The 21,470-nt window shown below is 71.0% G+C and carries 18 protein-coding genes; 7 read left to right on the top strand and 11 right to left on the bottom strand.

Going from position 1 to position 21,470, the window contains the following annotated elements; genetic code table 11:
* Nucleotides 1-27: 27 nt before the first annotated feature.
* From rocF to pepN, 3 genes are all read right to left on the bottom strand, one after another.
* Nucleotides 28-957, bottom strand: coding sequence for an arginase (gene rocF, locus PGN25_07110; GenBank protein MEH3117369.1), 930 nt, complete (start codon nucleotides 955-957; stop codon nucleotides 28-30).
* A gap of 166 nt (nucleotides 958-1,123) precedes the next feature.
* A complete protein-coding gene (locus tag PGN25_07105; GenBank protein MEH3117368.1) occupies nucleotides 1,124-3,484 on the bottom strand; it encodes an ATP-binding protein in 2,361 nt (786 codons plus the stop codon).
* Nucleotides 3,485-3,681: 197 nt separating this feature from the next.
* Complete coding sequence (pepN, locus tag PGN25_07100) at nucleotides 3,682-6,312, bottom strand: aminopeptidase N (GenBank protein ID MEH3117367.1); 2,631 nt, start codon at nucleotides 6,310-6,312, stop codon at nucleotides 3,682-3,684.
* 171 nt (nucleotides 6,313-6,483) lie between these two features.
* Here pepN and PGN25_07095 point away from each other — a divergent pair, with 171 nt between their 5' ends.
* The gene (locus PGN25_07095) at nucleotides 6,484-6,924 is read left to right on the top strand and encodes a VOC family protein (protein ID MEH3117366.1); all 441 of its coding nucleotides are present in this window, start codon (nucleotides 6,484-6,486) and stop codon (nucleotides 6,922-6,924) included.
* A 52-nt stretch (nucleotides 6,925-6,976) separates the two neighbouring features.
* Here PGN25_07095 and PGN25_07090 read toward each other — a convergent pair whose 3' ends face one another.
* Together PGN25_07090 and PGN25_07085 are read right to left on the bottom strand one after the other, a co-directional pair.
* Nucleotides 6,977-7,141: a hypothetical protein gene (locus tag PGN25_07090; protein ID MEH3117365.1), complete on the bottom strand. Its 165-nt coding sequence runs from the start codon at nucleotides 7,139-7,141 to the stop codon at nucleotides 6,977-6,979.
* A gap of 98 nt (nucleotides 7,142-7,239) precedes the next feature.
* Nucleotides 7,240-7,749 (bottom strand): hypothetical protein, encoded by a 510-nt coding sequence (locus PGN25_07085; GenBank protein MEH3117364.1) that lies wholly within the window; start codon nucleotides 7,747-7,749, stop codon nucleotides 7,240-7,242.
* Nucleotides 7,750-8,239: 490 nt separating this feature from the next.
* Here PGN25_07085 and PGN25_07080 point away from each other — a divergent pair, with 490 nt between their 5' ends.
* The 3 genes from PGN25_07080 to PGN25_07070 all read left to right on the top strand — a co-directional run bounded on the left by PGN25_07080 (nucleotide 8,240) and on the right by PGN25_07070 (nucleotide 10,122).
* Nucleotides 8,240-8,410, top strand: coding sequence for a hypothetical protein (locus PGN25_07080; GenBank protein ID MEH3117363.1), 171 nt, complete (start codon nucleotides 8,240-8,242; stop codon nucleotides 8,408-8,410).
* Between the two features lie 154 nt (nucleotides 8,411-8,564).
* The gene (locus tag PGN25_07075; protein ID MEH3117362.1) at nucleotides 8,565-9,635 is read left to right on the top strand and encodes a PAS domain S-box protein; all 1,071 of its coding nucleotides are present in this window, start codon (nucleotides 8,565-8,567) and stop codon (nucleotides 9,633-9,635) included.
* Nucleotides 9,636-9,708: 73 nt separating this feature from the next.
* Entirely contained in the window at nucleotides 9,709-10,122 is a 414-nt protein-coding gene (locus tag PGN25_07070) for a SufE family protein (protein ID MEH3117361.1), read from the top strand.
* 60 nt (nucleotides 10,123-10,182) lie between these two features.
* On the opposite strand, the gene PGN25_07065 is transcribed toward PGN25_07070, so the two are convergent.
* From PGN25_07065 to PGN25_07055, 3 genes are all read right to left on the bottom strand, one after another.
* Nucleotides 10,183-11,010, bottom strand: a complete 828-nt coding sequence (locus PGN25_07065) for a DUF6456 domain-containing protein (GenBank protein ID MEH3117360.1) — start codon at nucleotides 11,008-11,010, stop codon at nucleotides 10,183-10,185.
* Between the two features lie 117 nt (nucleotides 11,011-11,127).
* Complete coding sequence (locus PGN25_07060) at nucleotides 11,128-11,322, bottom strand: hypothetical protein (GenBank protein MEH3117359.1); 195 nt, start codon at nucleotides 11,320-11,322, stop codon at nucleotides 11,128-11,130.
* Nucleotides 11,323-11,429: 107 nt separating this feature from the next.
* Nucleotides 11,430-11,864 (bottom strand): MucR family transcriptional regulator, encoded by a 435-nt coding sequence (locus PGN25_07055; GenBank protein MEH3117358.1) that lies wholly within the window; start codon nucleotides 11,862-11,864, stop codon nucleotides 11,430-11,432.
* Nucleotides 11,865-12,408: 544 nt separating this feature from the next.
* Between PGN25_07055 and PGN25_07050 the strand changes: the two genes are divergently transcribed.
* From PGN25_07050 to PGN25_07040, 3 genes are all read left to right on the top strand, one after another.
* Nucleotides 12,409-14,556 carry a S9 family peptidase gene (locus PGN25_07050; GenBank protein MEH3117357.1) on the top strand — a complete coding sequence of 716 codons (2,148 nt, stop codon included), beginning with the start codon at nucleotides 12,409-12,411 and terminating at the stop codon, nucleotides 14,554-14,556.
* Between the two features lie 148 nt (nucleotides 14,557-14,704).
* Nucleotides 14,705-15,130 (top strand): hypothetical protein, encoded by a 426-nt coding sequence (locus PGN25_07045; GenBank protein MEH3117356.1) that lies wholly within the window; start codon nucleotides 14,705-14,707, stop codon nucleotides 15,128-15,130.
* Between the two features lie 113 nt (nucleotides 15,131-15,243).
* Nucleotides 15,244-18,561 (top strand): hypothetical protein, encoded by a 3,318-nt coding sequence (locus PGN25_07040; GenBank protein MEH3117355.1) that lies wholly within the window; start codon nucleotides 15,244-15,246, stop codon nucleotides 18,559-18,561.
* 307 nt (nucleotides 18,562-18,868) lie between these two features.
* On the opposite strand, the gene PGN25_07035 is transcribed toward PGN25_07040, so the two are convergent.
* The 3 genes from PGN25_07035 to fabI all read right to left on the bottom strand — a co-directional run bounded on the left by PGN25_07035 (nucleotide 18,869) and on the right by fabI (nucleotide 21,029).
* Nucleotides 18,869-19,267, bottom strand: a complete 399-nt coding sequence (locus PGN25_07035; protein ID MEH3117354.1) for a DoxX family protein — start codon at nucleotides 19,265-19,267, stop codon at nucleotides 18,869-18,871.
* Between the two features lie 53 nt (nucleotides 19,268-19,320).
* Nucleotides 19,321-20,082, bottom strand: a complete 762-nt coding sequence (fliP, locus tag PGN25_07030) for a flagellar type III secretion system pore protein FliP (GenBank protein ID MEH3117353.1) — start codon at nucleotides 20,080-20,082, stop codon at nucleotides 19,321-19,323.
* 116 nt (nucleotides 20,083-20,198) lie between these two features.
* Entirely contained in the window at nucleotides 20,199-21,029 is an 831-nt protein-coding gene (fabI, locus tag PGN25_07025) for an enoyl-ACP reductase FabI (protein ID MEH3117352.1), read from the bottom strand.
* Nucleotides 21,030-21,470: the final 441 nt, after the last annotated feature.

The raw sequence follows: 21,470 nt of genomic DNA, 5'->3' as shown, positions 1-21,470 counted from the left end.
TGGCATGAGGAAATCAGATGACGCCGGTCATGCCTCCGGCGGCGCCCCCTCGGTCGGCCGGTCGATGATACGGCGGCCGAACAGGCTCGCCACCAGCTCGACGAGCACCCGGGCACTGCGCCCGCGCTCGTCCAGGAAAGGGTTCAGCTCAACCACGTCGAGGGAGCCGACGAGTCCCGAGTCGCACAGCATCTCCATGATGAGATGCGCCTCGCGGAAGGTCGCCCCGCCCGGCACCGTCGTGCCGACGCCGGGCGCGACGGTGGGATCGAGGAAGTCGACGTCGAAGCTCGCGTGCAGGTGGCCGTCGACCGCCGCCACCCGGTCGAGGATGCGCCGCAGGGGCGCCACCACGCCGAACTCGTCGATGCTGCGCATGTCGACGACGTGCACCTGCCGCTGTGCCACGAGCGCCCGCTCGCCCGCATCGATGGAGCGCAGGCCGAACAGGTGGACGTGGCGCGGATCGAGCGACGGGCGCTCGCCTTCCTCGAACAGGGCCTCGAAGCCGGGCTCGCCGCAGAGCGCGGCGAGCGGCATGCCGTGCACGTTGCCCGACAGCGATGTTTCGAGGGTGTTGAAGTCCGCGTGCGCATCGAGCCAGAGAACGAAGAGCGGCCGGCCGCTGCGGCTGCAATGACGAAGGGCGCCGTCGATCGAGCCGAGGGAAAGGCTGTGATCGCCACCGGCGACCAGCGGCAGGCTCCCGCGGCCGAGAGAGGCTTCGACCGCTCGCGAGATCCCGGTCATCCAGGCGCGGATCGCCGGAAGATCGCGCTGACCCGGCACGCAATCCGGGTCGAGGTCGCCCCGGTCGGCGACCGAGACGCCGAGATCCTGCAGCACCCGCACAAGTCCGGCGGTGCGCAGGGAGGCGGGGCCCATCACGGCGCCGGGCTCGCTCGTCCCGATCTCGATCGGTGCGCCGATCACCTCGATGGCTTGCGACGGGTGCATGAGGTAATTTTCCAGCAAGAACGAAGGGCAGCGAGCCGGAAGCGGCCGATGGCACGCCCGGCCGGGCTTCAGACCGGAAGGCGCATCGCCGCCGAAGATGCAATCGGCCGGCCAGACGCGGGTCCGGCTGGAGCCGGTTTCCGGGGCGATGCGCGAGGCCCGACCTTCACAGTGCCGGGAGCGCTGCCCTCCTGGCCCGGCTCGCGCCCGCCAGTTCGCCGATGGCGGTGAGCGTGTCCCGCTCGGCCTCGCGGGCGATCTCGGCGAGGCGGGCGGGGGTCGGCATCGGCAGGCGCACCAGCACCATGGTGCCGACGCCCTCCTCCGAGCGGATGCGCAGGGAGCCGCCGTGCAGTTCGGCGGTGGAGCGGGCGATGGCGAGGCCGAGGCCCGATCCCTTGTAGCTGCGGGTGAGGTTGGTCTCGACCTGCTCGAACGGCCGCCCGAGCTTGGAGATCGCCGATTTGGGGATGCCGATGCCGGTATCGCCGATGAACAGGTGGACGAAGCCGTTGCAGGGCCGCCCGCGCAGGGCGATCCGCCCGCCCTCCGGCGTGAACTTCACCGCGTTCTGGACGATGTTGAGCAGGATCTGCTGCAGCGCCCGCTCGTCCGCCAGCACCTGGAGCTGGCCGGCGAGCTCGATGTCGATGGCGACGGACTTGGTGGCGGCCTCCTTGGCGACCAGCAGCACCGCGGCGGAGATCGCGTTGTCGAGGGCGAGGTCGCGGCGAACCAGCTTCACCCGCTTCGCCTCGATGCGCGACATGTGCAGGATGTCGTCGATGACCGAGAGCAGGTAGGTGCCGCTCTGCTGGATGTCGCGGCAATAGTCGGCGTAGCGGGGGGAGCCCAGCGCGCCGTAGACCTCGCTCTCCATCAGCTCGGCGAAGCCCATGATGGCGTTGAGCGGCGTGCGCAATTCGTGGCTCATGTTGGCCAGGAATTCGGACTTGGCCTGGTTGGCGATCTCGGCCCGGGCCTTCTGGTCGAGATGGCGCTCGGCCAGGTCGGCGAGCTGCTGCGTCTGGTGCTCCAGGGTGCGGCGGGAGCGCTTGAGATCCTTGACCGTCTCGATCAGCTCGCGCTCCGAGGCGACGAGCTGCTCCTGATGTCGCTTCAGGCTGGTGATGTCGGTGCCGACCGAGACGTAGCCGCCGTCCTTGGTGCGCCGCTCGCTGACCTGGAGCCAGCGGCCGTCCGCCAATTCCACCTCGAAGGTGCGGGCATGGCCGCGCTCGGCCCCCGGTATGCCCCGGCGCACGGGGGGGAGGGCGCCGCGGCCCATGATCTCGTCGTAGCGCCGGCCCGGCACCGCGTCCTCGTTCGAGAGCGCGTGCAGGGCGCGGAACTTCGAGTTGCACAGCACCAGCCGGTTGCCGGCGTCCCACAGCACGAAGGCCTCGGAGATCGCCTCGACCGCGTCGCGCAGGCGCATGTCGGCGGTGGCGGTGAACTCGGCGAGGCGGCGCTGCTCGGTGACGTCCATGGCGATGCCGACGAGGTGGCGGCTGCCGTCGACCGCGTCCTCGACGATCTCGGCGCGGGTGCGCAGCCAGATCCACGCGCCGGCGGCGTCGCGGATGCGGAACTCGTGGTCGACCGTGGCGTGGCTCGCCGCGAGGTGGCGGGCGAGGCCGTAGAGGTCGCCGTCCTCCGCGTGCAGCAGGGCGTTCACGTCGCCGAAGGACAGGAGAACCTTCTCCGGGGTGTAGCCCAGCAGGGCATACATCGAATCGGACCAGAAGATGGTGCCTCGGGCGATGTCCCAGTCCCACAGGCCGCAGCGCCCGCGGCCGAGCGCCGTGTCGAGGCGCTGCTTGACGAGTTCGCAGACCTCGTCCGCCGCCTGCGCCCGCCGGGTCTGGAGAATGTAGGCGACGGCCATCCCCGCCAGCACGAGGCCGATCGCCGAGAGCGTGACGGCGTGGTGCCAGAGCCTCCGCCACCACTCGGCGGTGATCGGCTCGAACCTCTGGACGACGGCGACCTGTCCCGATCCGTCGGACAGGCGGCGGGCCGCGACGACGGCCTGTCCGCCGCCCTGGAGACCCACGATCATGGCACCGGCGCTCTCGCCCAGGATCGCGATCGGCTCGCCCTCGGCGAGATAGTCGGTGAAGGTGGCGGCGACGACGGGATGGGGAAAGGCGGCGCGGATCCGACCGTTCGGCCCGATCGCCAGAACCTCGCAGCCGGCCGGCAGCAGGTGGACCGGCAGAACCCGGTCGAGACGGGTCTCGCCGGCGGCCGGGGCCGTCGAGAGTGCCAGGGCGGCGAGGCGGGCGAAGGCTTCGGCCTCGCGGCTGGCGACGCGCATCGCCTCCTCGTGGCGCCCGCGCAACTGGATCACCGCCACGCCGAGCAGCGTGAGCATGAACACGGTCAGCAGGGCGGGGAGCGCGTAGCGCAGCCACGTCTCGGCCCGGATGAGACGGGCCTGAGCGGTGCCGGTCGTACGCTGGATCCCGAGGATCGTGTCCGCGCGCGCACGTGCGGACAGGGACGCGGAGACCGCCCCCGGCATATCGACACCTCTGCACTGGCTGAGAACGGCGCTTCGGCCGGGGCCGCACCGGCTGTTCCGAATCGTATTCACATTGGACATCGGGGGCGGGCGTTTGTCCACGCCGTTTTTGGAGCGCTGGATTGACTCGCCGCGGCTCTTCATGGCCGCGGCGCGGCCCGCGAGTCGTGGAAACGCGTTCCTCGACAGAACGTTAGCTAGCCGGCCAAGCTTCGTGTCCCGATATCGGCCGCGTCACGAGAAAGCCCGGGCGTGGCAACGATGCGACGCAGGGCCGACTCGGCTGCCGCCCGACGCACCGGTTCGAGGCGGCGCCAGGAGCCGAAGGCGGTCATCAGGCGCGCGGCGACCTGCGGATTGGTGCCGTCGAGGGCCAGCACGGTCTCGGCCACGAGGTCGTAGCCGGCCCCGTCGGGGCGGTTGAACTGTGTCGGGTTGGCGAGGCTGAAGCTGCCGACGAGGGAGCGCACGCGGTTCGGATTCGTCATGGCGAAGGCCGGGTGGCCCTGCAGGCGGCGGATGCGCGCGACGGTTCCTTCTTCGGGGATGGTGGCCTGGATCGCGAACCACTTGTCGAGCACCAGGGGCTCGCCCGCGTCACGCTCGGCGAAGGCGGCCAACGCCGCCTCGCGGGCCTCGCCCGGCAGCAGCGCGAGGGTGGCGAGCCCCGCGAGACGGTCGGTCATGTTGGTGGCGCGCGCGATCTGCGCCTGCGCCAGGGCGGTGCCGACCTCGGCGTCGGCCGCGGCGATCCCGTCGAGGGCGGCGTTGCGCAGCGCCCGCCGGCCGGCGGAGGCCGCATCCGGCGAGAACGGCGCTCCGGCCGGCTCCGCCAGGGTCTCGCGCAGGCTCGTCAGACGCCGGCGCAGACCGGCGCCGAGGCGGCGGCGCAGGTCGCGGCGGGCGCGGAAGATGGCGTCGGGATCGATCTCCGTGCCGATCTCGTCGGCGACGTCGCCCTCGCTCGGCAGGGCCAGGATCTGGGCGGCGAAAGCCGGGTCGCGCAGGGCCTCCGCGTCGAGGAAGGCGTCGAGCGCGGCGGCGAAGAGGTCCGTCGCCGCGCTCGCGTCGCCGCCGCGCACCTGCGTGGTCATCAGGCCCAGGGCGACCCGCTGGGCCGCCTCCCAGCGGTTGAACGGATCCGGGTCGTGGCGAAGCAGGGTCAGGCGCGCGGCGTCGTCGAGCGCGCGCTCCACGCGCACCGGCGCCGAGAAGTCGCGGAACAGCGAGGGCACCGGCACGGCCGCCACGTTCTCGAAGGTCAGCGTGTCCTCGGCCGTGTCGAGGACGAACACGCCGTCCACGACCCGCTCGCTCGCCGCCGCGAGCGGGCCGTCGGCGCCGACGAGGCCGAGGCCGACGGGGATGACGAGCGGCGGTGCGTCCGCTCCGGCGCCCGGCCGGGTCTGGCGGAATTCCAGGCGATAGGTCCGCGCGCGGGCGTCGTAGTGGCCGGCGACGGCCACCCGCGGGGTGCCCGGCCGCTCGTACCATTCGGCGAAGCGCGCCAGATCGCGGCCGGTGACCGCCTCGAACGCCCGCAAGAAGTCCTCGACGGTGGCGGCGGTGCCGTCGTTGTCGGCGAAGTAGCGGTCCATGCCTTGGCGGAACGCCGCCTCGCCGATCAGGGTGCGCAGCATCCGCACGATCTCGGCGCCCTTCTCGTAGACGGTGGCCGTGTAGAAGTTGTTGATCTCGGCATATCGCTTCGGCCGCACCGGGTGGGCGAGCGGGCCCGCATCCTCCGGGAACTGGCGGGCGCGCAGGGTCCGTACCTCGGCGATCCGGTGGACGGCGCGCGAGCGCATGTCCGAGGAGAATTCCTGGTCGCGGAAGACGGTGAGACCCTCCTTCAGGCAGAGCTGGAACCAGTCGCGGCAGGTGACGCGGTTGCCCGACCAGTTGTGGAAGTACTCGTGGGCGATGATCGCCTCGATCGCCGCGTAGTCCGCGTCGGTCGCGGTCTCAGGCGACGCGAGCACGTACTTGTCGTTGAAGATGTTGAGGCCCTTGTTCTCCATCGCCCCCATGTTGAAGTCGGAGACGGCGACGACGTTGAACACGTCGAGGTCGTAGGCGCGGCCGAAGGCGGTCTCGTCCCAGGCCATGGAGCGCTCGACCGCGTCGAGCGCGTAGGCGGCCCGGTCGCCCTTGCCCGGCTCGACATAGACCGCGATCTCGACCGCGCGCCCCTCCATCGTGGTGAAGCGCCTGGCCACCCGGTCGAGGCATCCGCCGACCAGGGCGAACAGGTAGGCGGGCTTCGCGTGCGGATCGTGCCAGACCGCGTAGTGCCGGCCCGTGCCGGCGATCGCGCCCGCCTCGACCGGATTCCCGTTGCCGAGCAGGACGGGGGCGGCCTCTCGCTCCGCCTCGATCCGGGTGGTGTAGACCGAGAGCACGTCCGGCCGGTCGAGGAAATAGGTGATGCGCCGGAAGCCGTCGGCCTCGCACTGGGTGCAGTAGACGCCGCCGGAGCGGTAGAGGCCCATCAGCTTCGTGTTGGCCGTGGGGTCGAGCCGCGTCTCGATCCGCAGCGTGAACGGCCGCCGCGGCGGCGCGTGCAGCGTCAAGCCCGACGGATCGGCCCGGTAGGCGTCCGGCGCGGGCGCCTGCCCGTCGAGGTCGAGCGCCAGCAGCGTCAGGTCGTCGCCGTCGAGGACGAGGGGCGCGCCCGCGCGCCCCGCCGGGTTCGGGCGGAGCGCCAGCGTCGCGGTCACGCGGGTGTCGTGCGGATCGAGGCGCACGTCGAGTTCGACCCGATCGATCAGGTGGTCGCTCGGGCGGTAATCCTCGAGGTGGACGGTCGGAGGCGTCTCGGTGCGCATGCCAGCGTTCCCCGTGCGGCCGGGCGGTGTTTCGGACCGGCGGTCCCGCGTCCTTGTGCGGCGCGTGAACACGGGAGGCAACGTGCCATTGCCCTGAGGCGGGAGGACGCTGCGATTGACGCGCCCCGCGCCTCGCCCAGATAGGCGGCGGTCGGAAGGAAACCGCTAATCATGGAATACCTGCACACGATGGTCCGCGTGGCGGATCTCGACCGCGCGCTCGCCTTCTACGTCGACACCTTCGGTCTCAAGGAGGTCCGGCGGGTCGAGAACGAGAAGGGCCGCTTCACCCTCGTCTTCCTCGCGGCGCCCGGGGACGCGGCGCGCGCCGAATCGAGCAAGTCGCCCCTGATCGAGTTGACCTACAACTGGGATCCGGAGGCGTATTCCGGCGGGCGCAATTTCGGGCATCTCGCCTATCAGGTCGACGACATCTACGCCTTCTGCCAGCGGCTGAGGGATGCGGGCGTCACCATCAACCGCCCGCCGCGCGACGGGCACATGGCCTTCGTGCGCTCGCCCGACGGCATCTCCATCGAGATCCTGCAGAAGGGCGGCTCGAAGCCGCCGCAGGAGCCCTGGGCTTCCATGGAGAATACCGGAAGCTGGTGAGGCGGCCAGCCGGGCACCCCGCGCCGTGACGGCGGGGCCCGGCCGTATCCGGTCAACGTTCGAGCTTGGGGGTGATGCCGAGTTCGGCGAGCTTGGCGCTCACCGCATCGACCGGCCGCTTCAGCCGCAGGCTGATGACGGAGACCGGCACGCCCTCACGGGCCATGCTGCGCAGGCTCTGCACGGCGTCGAGGCTCCAGTTGGTGTCGGTCGCCATGATGTCCTCCTTCTCTCAAGCCGTGGGACGACCCGGGAAGAAGCTTTCGGGACCGCCCCGCCCGAACGAGGTGGGTTCCGCGGACGCCTCCGGCAACGTCACGCCGAACATCTGTGCATGCCCGCGACTCGGGCAGCGCGGAGGGTCGGCCGGCCGCGGAGCGTGCCGCGAAAGGGGACGCGCAGGCTCGGGCGCTCGACCTTGAGCAGGATGTTGGAGCCGCCGGTGACGGCGCCGGTGCGATCGCGCAGCAGGGTCGGGTAGGGCATGAAGCCCATCCGCGTCCCGTCGGGTCGTTCGAGGCCGATCTGGACGCCACGCACGGCGCGCTCGCCCGCGAGCGCCAGCGCCATGGGCGAGCGGTCGTGCGGCAGAGGCGTCCCATCCGTCTCGAATAGCCGCCAGGATCCGCACCAGCGGGCTTTTCCGAGGACGGGACGGAAGCCCCACAGCTCCGCGGCAGCCTCGTTGTAGTAGGTCAGCCAGCCGTCGGAATCGGTGGTATAGAGCGGCGCGTCGATCTGCCGGAACAGATCGGCCCGCGACGGCTCGTGATTCCAGTCCGAGTCCGGTGCGTCGAAATCGTAGGCGAAATCATCCGTGTCCATCGTGCTCCCCACGACATGCGGGCCTTCGAAATGCCCGCGCCCAGCATTTCGTGCCCCCCTCTGTCATGGGTTCCTGGGGACCCTCCGGCGCTTCGGCCGGGCTGGGTCCTTCGGCGCGGCGCCGGGGCGCCACCCTCCAGATCGTCCAATCCTTGCGGGATTGTGCCTCGAAGCTTCCGGGGGCGGTCGCTCCTCGACGCCATGAACGGCGGCAATGGCCGAACTGGGCTCTCCCGCTGGATCTGCGGCGGACGACAAGTACAATGCATGTCTTGCCCGGCGAGGCAAGAGCTCGATGGCATTTTGCCGGCGGCACCGGTGACGAGAGGCCGATTGAACCTATTGCAGTGCAAAACAAGACCAGATCTCGTGCGACATGACGCGATTTCCCGGGTCGGCGGAGCGGCGAATACCGCTTTTTCGGGTTTTGTGCCTTTCGGCTGAGTGGGCTGGCCGCCGCTTCGTGTGCAACCGAGGCCGGAGCGGGCGAATGCCGGTCGAGACCCGCGGTGATTCGAGCCGCCGGCCCGAGAAAGCCGGCACGAGGAATTCGAGTCAAACGTTCGGCGGCCCACTCGACCCCGGCCCGGGGATGATCACGAAACCCTTCCCGGTCGCGCTTCTGGCGACGCGCATCCGGGAGGTGGTCGAGCATTCGTGAATCGGAGCTTGACCGCAGGCCGCGGCGGAGGCTTGTCCGTCCTGACGGATTTGTCGACTTGTGGACAGCCCGGAACGGCCCAACACCGCGGACGTTGACCGGCCGCGAGACACGATCGTTTTCAGGCGGCACAGCGAGCGAACAGACGAGCGGAATGGGTGCTGACACGCCAGCGGGCGGCTTTTCGAGGACGGGCGGGGAGGCTCCGTTCGACTTGGGCGACGGTTTTCGCCGCTTCGCCGACCATGTGCCGCTGATGATGTGGCGCACGGACGATTCCGGTTGCTCCACCTACCACAACGAGTGCTGGCTCCAGTTCACCGGCCGTCCCCTCGCCGACGAGATCGGCGACGGCTGGCGCAGGGGCCTGCACCCGGACGATTTCGAGCGCCACGCCGAGATCGTGGCCCGGGCCCTCGAATCGCGCCTGCCCTTCACCGTGGAATACCGCCTGCGCCGCCACGACGGGGCCTATCGCTGGCTGCTCGATACCGGCCGGCCGCTGGAGGAGAAGGGCGTCTTCCAGGGCTATCTCGGTTCCTGCTTCGACATCACCGACCGCAAGAACGCCGAGGAGCATGCCGAGCGCGCCCTGATCGAGAAGGAGACGCTACTGGCGGAAATCTATCACCGGGTGCGCAACAACCTCCAGGTGATGGTCAGCCTGATCGGCCTCTACGGCCGCGCCGCGCCGGAACCATGCCGCGGCAGCTTCGATGCCCTGGGGCAGCGGGTGCGGGCGATCGCCCTGGTGCAGCAGCACCTGCACGAGGCGCCCCACATCGCCTCGATCGATCTGCGCGACTATCTCCGCCGGCTCGCCTCGGGCCTCGGGCAACTGCGCCGGGCAGGGCGGATCGGGGTCTCCGTCGAGGGCGACGGCACGAGCCTCGTCGAGCCCCGCACCGCCAACGCGCTGGGCATGATCGTGGCCGAGATCGTCGCCGAATGCCTCGATACCACGACCGAGATCTGCTGCATCGCCATCCGCATCGATGCCGGCATCGGTGCGCCGGTGCGGCTCTCGATCGTCTCGGAGGCCGGTGAAGCCGCCGCCGAGGGGCGGGAGGGCGTGCCGAAGCTGGGCCCGCGCCTGATCGCCGCCTACGCCGCCCAGGCCGAGATCGCGGTGAGCGGCATGGCGACGGCGGCCGACCCGCTCCTGCTGCAACTGCCCGAAGCGCGGGCCTACGTCCCGCCCTCGCTTCCGCCCGCCCTGCGCTGAGAGCGCCTCGCGGCCGGGGCCCGCGCTCGCTATATCCGGGGCCGGTTTCCCGATCCTTTCGAATTCGAGTGCCATGCTGCCCGACCTCGACACCATCATCGAGAACTTCGAGCTCATCGACGATCCGCACGAGCAGCTCGTGTACGTCATGGAGCTCGGCCGCCTGCTGCCGCCCATGCCGGAGGCGTGGAAATCCGATCGGAACCTCGTCCGCGGCTGCGAGAGCCAGGTCTGGCTCGTCGTCTCGGCCGAGGAAGACGGCGGGCGACTGACGATCGTGGGCGACAGCGACTCGCATCTGGTGAAGGGCTTCGTCGCCCTGATGGTCGCCCTGTATTCCGGCAAGAGCCCGGAGCAGGCCGCGAAACTCGACGGGCTCGATCTCCTGAAGCAGCTCGATTTCGGTGCGCACGTCACCTCGAAGCGCTCGAACGGCGTCCGTGCCATGGTCGAGAAGATCCAGCGCGACGCCGGCAGGGTGTCCTGATCGCCCGTCGGAAGGTGCGCTCCGGCAGGGCACGCCTTCCGACGGGCCAAGGCGGTCCCGTCAGCCGATCCGCGGAGAGCGCCACGACCGGGTGCGCGCCCGCTCCGGCCCAGTCGCCGCCCGCTCGATCCCGTAATGCTCGGCGAGCCGCCCGAGGGCGATGCGGGCGACCACTTTCGCCGAGCGGGCCGGCCAGCGCCGCTCCGCTTCGATCCGCTCCAGCCCCTTGAGGAAGCCGCACAGGTCGATCAGCAGCCCGGAGAGATCGGAGCCGACCGCCGCGAGGGCGCGTTCCACGCCCTGGCGCGCGGCGATCGTCCGGTCGGAGGCGGAAGCCGGATCGCGCGGTCCGCCGCCATCGACCCTCGGGGCGGTCCAGTCGGTCGAGAGCTGCGGCAGCATCTGCGCCGCGGCGAGGTCGTGGCGCAGGCGCTCGCCCGCCGCGAAGGCGGCGGCGTCGATCATCGGCTCGCCGTCGCGTCCGCGCCGCCGCGCCATCCAGGCGAGCGGACTCTCGGCCGCGTCCCGCAGCCGCTCCGCCTCGCCCATCCCCTCCCGCACCACGGCGAGGTGCTGCATCCGGAAGCTGTCGGGTCCGCAGGCCTCCGCCCGCCGAAGCCGCGCGCGCCCGGCCGCACCGATCACCAGCCGGTTGCGCCGCCCGTCGTCCCGCGCCGCGAGATCGGCCGCCACCAACGCCTCGCCGGCCCGTGCCGGAAACCGCCCGGCACCCAACGACACGCCGCGCCCGCCGCCGCGCACGATCAGGGTTTCCGGCGCGCACGGGTCCGGGAAGGCATAGGCGCCGTCAGGCGCCAGAGCGGCGAGCAGGCGTTCGGCCTCACGCCCGAGATCGTCGAATATGTTCGTGTTTTGTTCTTTTCCCATGACACCACCCGAACCGGAACAGCGATCGGAGGCTAAGGGAAAATCGTCCTAATACAAGTCTTGACAGAGCGAGGTGCCGCCGCAGGTTGCACCGTGACGCTGGCGCTCCCGGTCGATTCAGACCCGGGCCGGCCTCGTCGGCGGCTTCTTGAGGATCGCGGCGATCTCGTCCTCGGACTTGCCGCGCACCTCGTAGCCCATCTCCTCGAAGCGCGCGATCAGGCGGTCGCTGTCGCAGGCGGAGCGGGCCGCCCATTCCGCAAGCCGTTCATTGGTCTCGGACAGTCGTTCGGAAGGGCTGTCTTCGCTCATGACGGGTGAATGCAGGAAACCGCGCGTCGTTCCGCATCTTTGCTGTTGATAAGCCGATTCGGCCCCGCTTTCGCTGAATGAGGGCGCGGAGCGGGGCCGGGGGCCGCTTACGCGGCGGCGTCGTAGCCCGGACGCGGCTGGCCGAGGCCGATCGCCTTGGCCAGGTCGGACCGGGCCTTGGCGTAGTTCGGGGCCACCATCGGGTAGTCGGCCGCGAGGCCCCACTTGGCGCGGTACTGCTCGGGGGAGAGGTTGTACTTGGCCCGCAGGTGCCGCTTGAGCGACTTGAAGGTCCGGCCGTCCTCCAGGCAGACGAGGTAGTCGGGCTGGATCGACTTCTTGATCGGCACGGCCGGCTGGATCGGCTCCGGCGCGGCGGCCTGAGGTGCCGCTTGGCCGGTGCCGACCCGGATCAGGGCACCGTGGATGCTGCCGATCAGACCCGCGAGCTCGGCAGCCGGCACCGGGTTGTTGCTCACGTAGGCGGCGACGATGTCGGCCGTGAGAGCGACGTAATCGACCGGCGTCTCGGTTTCGTTCATGATGGAATGATGTCCCTTCGCGGTGCGTTGCGCACGATCTGCCCAGGCGATCTCCCGACGCGACGACGGAAGCGGCCGGGAACGGACCGGCTTGTGCAATCGACCCACTTGTTTTCGGTTTGGCGTGACGCCCCCACAGTCACGGGAACCGCCTAGAACATCGAGATTAGACCCGCAAGACGGGGCGGGTATGCACAACTGAACGGATCGAGCCCGTTGGGGATGTGCTCATTTTCTCGTGAATGCTCGACATCCGTCCTCGACGGGTCTGCGCGAGTCGCCCGTGCAGGCTTTCCCGGGCAGCCGGGCGGTCCGGTCACCAGGGCCATCGCTCGAAGCCGCGTCAGTGGCTTCGCGGCGCGAAGAGCGCCGCGCGGAGCGAGAGCCTGAGCCCGCGGAGGCGGGCGCCGGCGATTGAGGCCGGCAAAAAATCAGGGCGAACGCTTCAAGCGATCGCCCTGTCCGGTCACGCGGCCGTCTTGCGGCCCGCGCCGCGGCGCGGCACACCGCCTGCCCGTCCATGCGTTCGCACCGGAGCCCGGCGATGACCTTCGAGCCACCCCCCTTCGCCCCGCCGCCCGAGGCCCCCGCGGCCGAGGCGCGCCCGCACGCCTTCGAACGCCACGGCCGGCGCATCGAGGATCCCTTCGCCTGGCTCAAGGCCGGGAATTGGCGCGAGGTCCTGAAGAGCCCCGCGGCCCTGGCGCCGGACATCCGCGCCCATCTCGATGCGGAGAACGCCTATGCCGATGCCGCGCTCGGTAAAGCCGCGGAGCTGCGCAAGACCCTGGTCGCCGAGATGCGCGGGCGCATCCGCGAGGACGACGCCTCGGTGCCCGAGCCCGACGGCCCCTTCGCCTACTATTCCCGCCACCGCGAAGGCGGGCAGCACCCGTTGATCTGCCGCCGCCCCCGGACCGTCCACCGCATCGCGGAGGAGCCGGAGGATGGCGAGACCGGCGAGCGGATCCTGCTCGACGGCGACCGGGAAGGGGAGGGGCTCGCCTTCTTCGAGATCGCCGGAGCCGCCCATTCCGACGACCACCGCCTGCTCGCCTGGGGCGTCGACACCAGCGGAGCGGAACTCCACACCATCCGGGTGCGCGACCTCGACAGCGGCGAGGACCGCCCGGAGCGGGTCGAATCGACCGCGGGCGAGGCGGTGTGGAACGCCGCCGGCACCGCCTTCTTCTACGTCGCGCTCGACGAGAACCACCGCCCGGCCCGCGTCATGCGCCACCGCCTCGGCACGGAGCAGGCGGACGACACCCTCGTCTACGAGGAGGCCGATCCGGGCTTCTTCGTGAATATCGGCCGCACCCAGTCGGGCACCTACCTCACCGTCACCGCGAGCGACCACGAGACGGCGGAGGTCCATCTCCTCGACCGCGCCGACGACGAGGGCCGGCTCGCCTGCGTCGCGCCCCGCGAAGCGCGACTGATCTACTCGGTCGAGCACTGGGGCTCGTATCTCGTCATCCTGACGAATGCCGACGGCGCGGTGGACTTCAAGGTCGTCACCTGCCCCCTCGACGCCACCGCACGCCGGAACTGGCGCGACGCCGTGCCCTACCGCCCCGGCGTGATGATCCGCCGCCTGCACGTGCTCGGCCATCACTTGGTGCGGCTCGAACTGGAGAACGCCCTGCCGCGCATCGTCGTGCGCGACATGAAGGGCGAGGAGCACACGGTCTCGTTCGCCGAGGAGGCCTACGCGCTCGGTCTCCTGTCGGGCTACGAGTTCGAGACGGCACGCATCCGCTTCACCTACGCGTCGATGACGACACCGGCCGAGACCTACGACTACGATTGCGTCACCCGCGCCCGCATCCTGCGCAAGCGCCAGACCGTGCCGAGCGGCCACGAGCCCGCCGACTACGTCACCCGCCGCCTGTTCGCGACCGCGCCCGATGGCGAGAGCGTGCCGATCTCGCTGCTGCACCGCCGTGGCCTCGCCCTCGACGGCTCGGCGCCGCTGCTGCTCTACGGCTACGGCTCCTACGGCACGCTGATGCCGGCGGCGTTTCGCACCAACCTGCTCAGCCTCGTCGACCGCGGCTTCGTCTACGCCATCGCCCATGTCCGCGGCGGCACCGAGAAGGGCTGGAACTGGTATCTCGACGGAAAACGCGAGAAGAAGCCCAACACCTTCACCGACTTCGTCGCCTGCGGACGGGCGCTGATCGAGGCCGGCTACACGGCGGAAGGCCGCATCGTCGCCCATGGCGGCAGCGCGGGCGGCATGCTGATGGGCGCCGCCGCCAACCTCGCCCCGGAGCTGTTCGCCGGCATCGTCGCCGACGTGCCCTTCGTCGACGTGCTCAACACCATGCTCGACGCGGACCTTCCGCTCACCCCGCCGGAATGGCCCGAATGGGGCAACCCGGCCGAGAGCGAGGCGGCGTTCCGGACCATCCTCGCCTACTCGCCCTACGACAACGTCGCGGCCAAGGCCTATCCGGCGATCCTCGCGCTTGGCGGCCTCACCGATCCGCGGGTGACTTACTGGGAGCCCGCCAAGTGGATCGCGCGGCTGCGCGCCACCATGACCGGCGGCGGCCCGGTCCTGCTCAAGATCAACATGGAGGCCGGCCATGGCGGCGCCGCCGGCCGCTTCGACCGCCTGGAGGAGGTCGGACTGATCTATGCCTTCGCGCTGATGGCGGCGCAGAGGGCCGGGATCCCGATCTGAGGATCGGAGGCGCCGGTCGCAGCGGAGCGATCGGCGCCCCGAGAAAATTCCGGATGGGGGCAGCAACGCGGGCACGATCTTGCTAATCTGCACCATCGAAAAATAAATACGAAATAATAATCAAATGAAGAGGTCAGGGAGAAGCACCGTGAAGAACCTTGCCATCGCAGCCGCGCTCCTCGCCTTGTCGCCGCTCGCCGTGCAGGCCGAAGAGACACCGGCCGGCGCCGCGAAGCCGGCGACCGAGGCCGCGCCGCCGGCGCCGGCGCCGGGGAGCGCGGAGGCGGTACCGCGGACGCCTCAGGATCAGCAGGCGGCCAAGCTGGCCGGGCTCGTCCGCTTCGTCGGCGAATCCTGCAAGGAGGCGCGGCCGGACTACGAGCGGTTCAAGGCGGTCGTCGCCGCCATGGGCGTCGATCTCGACGCGATCTCCAAGGGCGAGTTGCTGATGCGCAGCATGAGCTACACGGAAGCCTACCGGAAGGATGTCGAGGGGAGCTGCCGCAAGGCGGTCGAGCTGTTCGGCGAGAAGGGCACCGCGATTCCCGGCCTCGTCCTGCGCAAGGCGTCGTAGTCTCCCTTTAAGCGCCCGTTCACCGCGTTGGGCCAGAGTGCCCGCACGAGTGGCGTTCGGCGCCCGGCCTCCGATTCCGAGGCCGGGTGCCGCGGAGGCGGGCGTTTCGCGCGATGGGGGGACGGGCCGGTCAGGGCAAGCGGCTGCGTCCGGGCAGGGTTTTCCTGCGCGCCGGCCTCGCGCTCGGCTTCTGCGCCGCGGCCTCCGCCGCGGACGCCGCCCGGCTCGTCTCGGCCAAGGGCGCGCAATCGGACGGCTTCGGCCGCATCGTCCTCACCTTCGACGGGCCGGTGGCGGTCAAGGCGCGGCTGTCGGGGGCGATCCTCGTCCTCGGCTTCGGCGAGGCGGTGAGTGCCGGCCCCGAGCGGATCGCCGCCGGCATGCCGGACTACGTCACCGTGGTGCGCCGCGATCCCGACGGCTCGGCCCTGCGGCTCGCCCTGCAGCGGCCCTACCGCATCAACGTTCAGGATGCCGGCGAGCAGGTCTTCGTCGATCTCCTGCCGGAGACGTGGAGCGGCTTTCCGCCGCCGCTGCCCACCGAGGTGGTGGCCGAACTCGCCCGCCGGGCGACCGCCGCCGAGGCGAGCCTGAAGGCGCGCAACCCGGCTCCGCCGCCGCGTCCGCTGGCGCTGGAACTCGCGCGCGACGCCGCCCGCACCCGGCTCAGCCTGCGCCTGCCGGCGGGCACGGAAGCCGCCTTCGCCCCGAACGGCACCGGAACGCGCCTGACGCTGCCCGGCGCGTGGCGGATCGACGACCAATCCCTGCGCGGTCGCCTCGATCCGTCCGTGGGACGGATCGCGGTCGAGACCGAGGCCGGCGAGGCTCGGATCGTCGCGACGCCCGCCGAAGGCCTGACGCTGGCGACCGAGCGCGACGAGGATGTCGTCACCATCGACTTCCTCGCCAAGGCATCGAAGCCCGCCGAGGCGCCCGCGCCGACCGCCGCAGCGAAGGAGGAACCGAAGGAGGCCCCGGCATCGGCACCCGCACCGACACCGAAGGCGGACCTGCCGCGCCGGGCCGCGCCGACGCCGCGCAAGGCCGGCTCCGGCCTCGTCTTCCCCTTCGACAAGCGCGTGCCGGCGGCGCTGTTCGAGCGCGGCGGGATCGTCAATCTCGTTTTCGTCACGGCCGAACCCGTGACCGTTCCGCCGCCCGGCGCGACGGGGCTCGTCCCGGTCGGGCCGCCCCTGCGCAGCGGCGGCTTGACGGTCCTGCGCTTCAGCGCGCCCGCGGGGCGGCTCGTGGATCTCCTGCCGGTCACCGAGCCGGCGGGTTGGGAACTGGTGGCGGGCGACGGGCTGGCGCCGAGCGAGAGCCTGATCGCCCAGCGCGCCCCGGCGGCGCAGGGCCGGCTCGGCATCACCCTGCGGCTGCCCGAGGCCGGTCCCGCCGGCTGGCTCGATCTCGACGGCGAGCGCATCGCCGTGGTCACCAGCGACGGCACCCGTCCGGCCGGCGTGGTCAAGGCGCAGCGCTTCGTCGAGTTCGAGCTGATCCCGAGCCGGCTCGGACTCGCCGTGCTCGCCCAGGCCGACGACCTGATCGTGCGGCCGGACCTCGACGGCGTCGCGATCGGCCGGGAGGGCGGCCGGGACGGCCGAGAGGGGGGCTTGGCCGTATCGGGCGTCTCCCGCCCCGCCGACTTGCCGGTCGGCGCGGTCGGCGAACTCCTGATCGATCGCGACGCCTGGGAACGGGCGCAGCGCGGGGACGTGCGCACGGTGCTGCGCGAGGGATTCGTCGCCGCCGTCGAGGCGCATCGCCGCGACCGCGGCGCCGCCCGCCTCGGCCTCGCCAAGGCGCTGATGGCCAACGATCTCGACGTGGAGGCGCTCGGCGCGCTCACGGCGGCCGCGGCCGAGGACGTGGTGATCGACGGCGACCGGCAGACCGCGCTGATGCGGGGCATCCTGCTCGCCCGGATCGGCCGTGCCGAGGAAGCGCGCAAGGTGCTCGGCGACGAGCGTCTCGCCACCAATCCCGAGGCCCGGCTCTGGCGCGGCTTCGCCGATGCCGCCGCCGGCCGCTGGAGCGAGGCGGCCTCCGCCCTGCGCGTGGGCGAATCCGTTCTCGATCGCTATCCGGAGCCGCTCGCCTCGCTGTTCCATGCCGCCGCCGCCGAAGCGGCGGTCGAGACCGGCGATTGGGAGGCGGTGGTGCGCGAATCGGTCGCCGCCAGCCGCGCCGCCACCGAAGACACCCGGGACCGGCTGGCGCTCCTGCGCGCCAGGATGGACGAGGCGACCGGGCGCGGCACCGCGGCGCTCGCCGCCTACGAGACGTTGCGGGATCAGGCGGCGTGGCCGCTGGCGGCGGAGGCGACCCTGCGTGCCGCCGCGCTCGGCCGCGCGCTCGGCAGGACGCCCCTGCCCGACGCGATCGACCGGCTCGAGATCCTGGCGATGACCTGGCACGGGGGCGCGACCGAGATCGGCACGCTCGGTGCGCTCGGCGGCCTCTACGAGGAGGCCGGACGCTGGCGCAAGATCTTCACCACCGCGCGCCGCGCCAACGCGCTCAGCCCCGAGGCGCCGACGACGCGGGCGCTGCACGAGCGGGCGCAGGCGGTGTTCGAGGATCTGTTCCTCGGCTCGCGCGGAGAGAAGCTCGGCGGCGTCGAGGCGCTGGCGCTCTACTTCGATTTCAAGGACTTCGCCCCGGCCGGCCGGCGCGCCGACGAGATCGTCCGGCGCTTGGCCGACCGCCTCGTGGCCCTCGACCTGCTCGATTCCGCCGACGAGCTGCTGCAATACCAGATCGACCACCGCCTGGAGGGTGCCGCCCGCTCCTCCGTCTCGGCCCGGCTCGCCACGATCCGGCTGATGGAGGGCAAGCCGCTCCAGGCGCTGCAGACGCTCGACGCCACCCATCTGCCCGAGCTGTCAGAGGACGTGCGCCGCGCCCGCGCGCTGCTGCGCGCCCGCGCCCTCTCCGACCTTTCCCGCACGGACCTCGCCCTGGAAACCGTCGAGGGCGAGACCGGAGCGGATGCCGAGCGGCTGCGGGCCGACATCCTGTGGGCGGCCCGGCGCTGGCGCGAGGCGGGCGAGGCCCACGAGACGATTCTCGGCCCGGCCTGGCGCTCCGGAAAACCCCTCGACGACGTGGCGCGGGCCGACGTGATCCGTGCGGGCCTCGCCTACGGGCTCGCCGGCGAGACCCTGGGGCTGGAGCGCCTGAAGGCGAAGTTCGCCGGCCTGATGGCCGAGAGCGCGGATGCCCGCACCTTCGCCATGCTGACCCGCCCGGACGCGCCCCGCACCGCCGCCTTCCGCGACGCGGCGTTACGCGCCACCAAGGCGGAAACGCTCGCCGCCTTCCTCACGGAATACCGCAAGCGCTATCCCGACAGCGCCGTGCCCGAGCGCGGCAGCGAGGCGCCCGGCAGCCGCGCCGACGTTCCCTCGCCGCCGCCGGGGTGAGCGAGCCTCATTATACCAAGCAGCGCCGATCCCGACCATCGGTCGGGATCGGCGCATCCGGCGGATGGCCGCCGCCCCCAAGCCGCATCCCTTGGCGCGGGGGCAGCCGACGATGCGTGATCCTCATCGCCGGCTGGTATCATACGACATCCAGTTGATGACTTCGGGCTGTCCTCACGTCCTTGCGAGGCGAAGCCGTGGCAAACCAGGGCGCGCCTTTCCGGACATGCCCGCGCCCTGGATCGCTTCGCTGCCGCTCGCGATGACGGAGGGGGGCGAAACCCGAAGCGATCGATCGGAAACGGTATCAGGCCGCGCGATTGCGCTGCGCATCGACGCTCCACGGGCCGGGGCCGGCGAAGGCGATGTAGAGGAACACGAAGCAGTAGAGGATCGCCGCGTCGCCGCCGTTGAGCGCCGGGAAGAAGCTCTTGGGTGCGTGCCCGATGAAGTAGGCGAAGGCCATCTCGCCCGAGAGGATGAAGGCGACCGGACGGCTGAACAGGCCGATCAGCAGCAGGAAGCCGCCGACCAGTTCGATCAGGCCCGCCACGCCCGGCAGGGACATCAGCGGCGGGTTCATCGCGCTCGCCGGGAACCCCAGGACCTTCTGCGTGCCGTGCGCCATGAAAATCAGCGACGCGACGATCCGCAGGATGCTCAGCATCCGCGGCGTCCACTGGGCGGTGACGGTCCTCGGATCCATGCGTCGAATTCCTCTTCGTGCTGCCGCGACGTCGAATCGCATCGCGGCCAAGCTCACCCTCCGTAGCTCTGAACGAGGGAGCCCGCCACCAGCGTCCAGCCGTCCACCAGCACGAAGAAGATCAGCTTGAACGGCAGCGCCACGGTCGCGGGCGGCAGCATCATCATGCCCATCGCCATCAGCACCGAGGCGACGACGAGGTCGATGATCAGGAAGGGGATGAACAGGAGAAAGCCGATCTCGAAGGCGCGTCGCAACTCCGAGATCATGAAGGCCGGCGTGACGATCTCCAGGCCGATCGCCTCGGGGCCGGCGGGCGCGGACTGGCGGGCCATGTCGAGGAAGAGCTTGAGATCCTTCTCGCGCACGTTGCGCAGCATGAAGGTCTTGAACGGGGCCGAGGCCCGCTCGAACGCCTGGGACTGGCTGATCTGCCCGGCCGTCAGCGGCTCGATCCCGGCGCGGTAGGCCTCGCGGGCGGTCGGCGCCATGACGAAGGCGGTCAGGAACAGGGCGAGGCTGACCACCACCGCGTTCGGCGGCGCGGTCTGCGTGCCGAGGGCCGAGCGCAGGATCGAGAGCACCACGACGATCCGGGTGAAGGCGGTCGCCATCACCAGCACCGAGGGCGCCAGCGCCAGGACGGTGATCAGCGCGACGAGCTGGAGCGCCCGCTCGGTGGTGCCCCCCGCGCCGAGATCGAGGGTGACGCTCTGCGCCAGCGCCGCACCGGAACCGGCGACGAGCAGCAGCGCGGCGGGGAGGGCGGCGCGAAGCGCGGATCGCGTGAGGGGTCGAGACGGGGAGGGGATCATCGCGGGCCGCACCCTGCGGCGCTCCGTGATCGCGCACAAGCGACGCGACGACACGCCTCAGGGCAATCGCTCGAAGCGATGGCCCTGCGAGACGCCCCCGCCGATCGAGCTCGGGTTCAGTCGTCGCCGACGACCCCGGCCTCGTCCTGCGCCTGAAGCACGGCCGGGCGGGGCATCGAGATGATGTTGTAGCCCGAATCCACGAAGTGGATCTCGCCGGTCACGCCGCCGGACAGGTCGGAGAGGAGGTAGAGCGCGGAATTGCCGACATCGTCCAGGGTCACGGTGCGCCGCAGCGGCGCGTGCGCCTTCTGGTGATTGTACATCAGGCGGGCATCGGCGATGCCGGAGCCGGCGAGCGTGCGCATCGGGCCGGCCGAGAGCGCGTTGACGCGGATTCCGTCGGGGCCGAGGTCGCTGGCGAGATAACGGACCGAAGCCTCGAGCGCCGCCTTGGCCACGCCCATCACGTTGTAGTTCGGCATCACGCGGGTGGAGCCGGCATAGGTCAGCGTCAGGAGCGAGCCGCCCCGCGGCATCCGGGCGGCGGCGCGCTGGGCGATCTCGGTGAAGGAGAAGCAGGAGATCGTCATGGTGCGCGAAAAGTTCGCGCGGGTGGTGACGTCGACGTAGCGGCCCTTGAGCTGCGCCTTGTCGGAGAAGCCGATGGCGTGGACGATGAAGTCGATCCCGTCGGGAAAGCGCGCGTCGAGAGCGGCGAAAGCGGCGTCGACCGTGGCGAGATCCTCCACGTCGCAGGGCAGCACGGTCTCGGAGCCGACGGAGGCGGCCAGCGGCGCGACCCGGCGGCCGAGCGCCTCGCCCTGGTAGGTGAAGGCGAGTTCGGCCCCGTGCCGGTGCAGGGTCTTGGCGATGCCCCATGCGATCGAGTGATCGTTGGCGACCCCCATGATGAGGCCGCGCTTGCCCGCCATCAAACCCGTCATTCTCAAATCCGTACGCGTTCGGCCCGGCGCCGCTCCGACAGCGCGGCGCCCCTTCGGGAGGCTTAGCCCGCCGGGCGACGGCCTGTCCACGCGTGAGGTCTCGTTGCGCACGGGGTGCCAGGCGCCGGGCATGAAAATGCCCCGGCGCGACGCGGCGGGGCTCGGAGCGATCGGGCAGATGACCGGGTGCGCGATCGGGACGGATCAGAAGTAGCCGCGGGTCCCGGATTGCGCATCGTCGATCAGCGTCTGCTTCGCACGCACCGCGACGCTGGCGGCGACGGCCACGCCGACAAGGCTGAGCAGAGCGAAAATCAAGATCATGATGCGAACCTGCCTATCGAAGCAGGAACGCGAACGCAAACGTCAGGTTCCGCAGATTCACCAGACTAGGCTGACGCTTATGCTTCGCCGTTGTTCTCGCAGATGCGAAGATGTCGA

It is taken from the genome of Methylorubrum populi (assembly GCA_036946625.1).
Lineage (GTDB): Bacteria > Pseudomonadota > Alphaproteobacteria > Rhizobiales > Beijerinckiaceae > Methylobacterium > Methylobacterium populi_C.
Note: the sequence above shows the minus strand (reverse complement) of the source record. Positions and strands in the feature narration are given on the sequence as shown.

What these genes read in the sequence shown, in the direction of transcription:
- rocF (MEH3117369.1), bottom strand. Translation starts at nt 957, where the DNA reads ATGCACCCGTCGCAAGCCATCGAGGTGATCGGCGCACCGATCGAGATC.
- PGN25_07105 (MEH3117368.1), bottom strand. Translation starts at nt 3,484, where the DNA reads ATGCCGGGGGCGGTCTCCGCGTCCCTGTCCGCACGTGCGCGCGCGGAC.
- pepN (MEH3117367.1), bottom strand. Translation starts at nt 6,312, where the DNA reads ATGCGCACCGAGACGCCTCCGACCGTCCACCTCGAGGATTACCGCCCG.
- PGN25_07095 (MEH3117366.1), top strand. Translation starts at nt 6,484, where the DNA reads ATGGAATACCTGCACACGATGGTCCGCGTGGCGGATCTCGACCGCGCG.
- PGN25_07090 (MEH3117365.1), bottom strand. Translation starts at nt 7,141, where the DNA reads ATGGCGACCGACACCAACTGGAGCCTCGACGCCGTGCAGAGCCTGCGC.
- PGN25_07085 (MEH3117364.1), bottom strand. Translation starts at nt 7,749, where the DNA reads ATGGACACGGATGATTTCGCCTACGATTTCGACGCACCGGACTCGGAC.
- PGN25_07080 (MEH3117363.1), top strand. Translation starts at nt 8,240, where the DNA reads ATGCCGGTCGAGACCCGCGGTGATTCGAGCCGCCGGCCCGAGAAAGCC.
- PGN25_07075 (MEH3117362.1), top strand. Translation starts at nt 8,565, where the DNA reads ATGGGTGCTGACACGCCAGCGGGCGGCTTTTCGAGGACGGGCGGGGAG.
- PGN25_07070 (MEH3117361.1), top strand. Translation starts at nt 9,709, where the DNA reads ATGCTGCCCGACCTCGACACCATCATCGAGAACTTCGAGCTCATCGAC.
- PGN25_07065 (MEH3117360.1), bottom strand. Translation starts at nt 11,010, where the DNA reads ATGGGAAAAGAACAAAACACGAACATATTCGACGATCTCGGGCGTGAG.
- PGN25_07060 (MEH3117359.1), bottom strand. Translation starts at nt 11,322, where the DNA reads ATGAGCGAAGACAGCCCTTCCGAACGACTGTCCGAGACCAATGAACGG.
- PGN25_07055 (MEH3117358.1), bottom strand. Translation starts at nt 11,864, where the DNA reads ATGAACGAAACCGAGACGCCGGTCGATTACGTCGCTCTCACGGCCGAC.
- PGN25_07050 (MEH3117357.1), top strand. Translation starts at nt 12,409, where the DNA reads ATGACCTTCGAGCCACCCCCCTTCGCCCCGCCGCCCGAGGCCCCCGCG.
- PGN25_07040 (MEH3117355.1), top strand. Translation starts at nt 15,244, where the DNA reads ATGGGGGGACGGGCCGGTCAGGGCAAGCGGCTGCGTCCGGGCAGGGTT.
- PGN25_07035 (MEH3117354.1), bottom strand. Translation starts at nt 19,267, where the DNA reads ATGGATCCGAGGACCGTCACCGCCCAGTGGACGCCGCGGATGCTGAGC.
- fliP (MEH3117353.1), bottom strand. Translation starts at nt 20,082, where the DNA reads ATGATCCCCTCCCCGTCTCGACCCCTCACGCGATCCGCGCTTCGCGCC.
- fabI (MEH3117352.1), bottom strand. Translation starts at nt 21,029, where the DNA reads ATGACGGGTTTGATGGCGGGCAAGCGCGGCCTCATCATGGGGGTCGCC.